This window comes from Streptococcus sp. CL8.13 (genome assembly GCF_049737895.1).
Genome location: NZ_JBKOTT010000125.1, coordinates 1 through 1,857, shown reverse-complemented (window position 1 = coordinate 1,857; position 1,857 = coordinate 1). Strand labels below are relative to the sequence as shown.

General features: G+C 35.6%; 1 protein-coding gene and 1 pseudogene. Both read left to right on the top strand.

The annotated features are described in order from the left end of the window. Positions 1-247: DUF3165 family protein (locus tag ACLNCN_RS04525; protein WP_424844718.1), on the top strand; the 247-nt coding region annotated here is incomplete at its 5' end. Between the two features lie 367 nt (positions 248-614). Then, positions 615-1,857, top strand: a pseudogene (locus tag ACLNCN_RS04520) (bacteriocin-associated integral membrane family protein); the annotation flags it as partial.

The following is a 1,857-nucleotide window of genomic DNA, read 5'->3' as shown; positions in this document are numbered from 1 at the left end:
TTTAATCATAGGACTCCTCTTATTACTACTCTATGTATTTGCGACACCAGAAAGCATTAAAGGGACAGTCAATATCGTCCTTGTCGTCTTTGCTTTCGTAGCACTCTTGATTTTGCTCATGTTGTCTGTTCTGCAAATCTTTCAGCTACCGACAGAATTCTTTATCGCAATCGCCATGCTCTTCCTAGCATACTTTAGCTTGCGAGATATTACCCTCATGTCGGTTAGTAAAAGTAAAAGAAGATAAAAGAGAGTTTTGGCTCTCTTTTTTTGTATCAATTTTACAATAGTTTGAATTGCTTTTTAGTTAATATCATCTCTTTTGCTTGGATAATATGAATGGGAAAAACTTGTATAAAATTCGTTAATGACATCTATTTTTAAGGGAACTGTAAAATTCTATTACTAATAATATTTTGGTAAAATATGTTGATAGATTATATAGAAAGTGATATACTTAAATTATAAGAAATCGTTTTCAAAACGAGGAAGGATTAAATTTGTTGTCTTGGTGCTCAGGGTGTAATGGATTAAACTAGGAAAATAATTCTAAGAATTTATAAAACATAAAATCTTTGTTCTATAGGGTTATTCTCTTATACAAGGAGTCTACTATGAAGAAACTATTCATATTATTATCAACTTTTTTTCTCAGCTTTTTCTTTGCTTGGATTATTGTCTTACGTGCGCCACAATATTTATATGCAAGCTATGATTCCGTTTCCTTACTTCGTGTTAAAAAAGATACTCAGGAACCGACGCGTGAGGTATTTGAAAAGGAATTAGAGAATTTTGCAAACTCAGAACAGAGTTTAATAGCTAGAAGAATTGTAGAGCCGAGTAAGGATGGGACGACTCACTTTACTTATGCAACTTATGGTCAGGGAACTTTACCAAAAGAATTCCAAGAAGCTAGCCAAGAAAGTCGTGAACGTAGTGATCCGCTAAATAGTTATCTCCTTTTGTCAGGCTCCTTGACGAAAGAAAAGCTTGCCGATAAATTAGGAGATTTGGGTTATAAAGCAATTCCTGACCGAAAGACACCGCCCTATTCTCTTGCCTTTAGAATGTTACTAATTCCCCTTATTTTAATTAGTTTAGCAATATTTGGCTTATCTTTCTTTGCTTTAGTGATTATCACTCGGATTAAGGAAATGAGAGCAGCAGGTATAAAACTCTTTTCTGGTCAGACTCTCTTATCCATCATGGGGCATTCTTTATCTACTGATATCAAATGGCTCCTTCTATCAGCCCTCCTTTCCTTCCTAGGTGGGGGAGTCGTTCTTTTTAGTCAAGGTTTGTTTTATCCTATCTTGTTAGCCACCTATGGTTTTGGGATTAGTCTCTATCTGTTGTTTTTATTGGCGATTTCAATTTTACTAATGCTTCTTTATCTAATGAGTTTGAGTTACAAGGCATTAGTTCCTGTTATTAAGGGGAGATTACCCCTTAAACGCTTGATGGCTTTAACCCTATTGTGTCAGTTGATTGCTGTCTTTGCAGTAGGCTACGCTGTTAAGACAGGTTTGACGTCTTACCAACGATTGAAAGAACTTGAAATTTCAAAACAAGCATGGCAGGACAGAGCAGACTATTATCAAATTTCTTTTGGCTTAGGTGATAGAGTAAATGATACAGAAAATCAGAGTAAGTGGTATGCCTTTGCCAAGGAAGCAATCGAAGAAGAACAAGCTCTTTATGTAAAGGATAATCTGTTCCATTTTGCCAATCCACAAGGAAAAAATGAACAGGGAGAGACACTGGATACCTATAGCCCAGATGCTAATACGCTCTATGTTAGTCCAAGTTATTTGGACAAGGAAAAGGTCGTAGTAGATGCTGAGACTAAACAGAAGT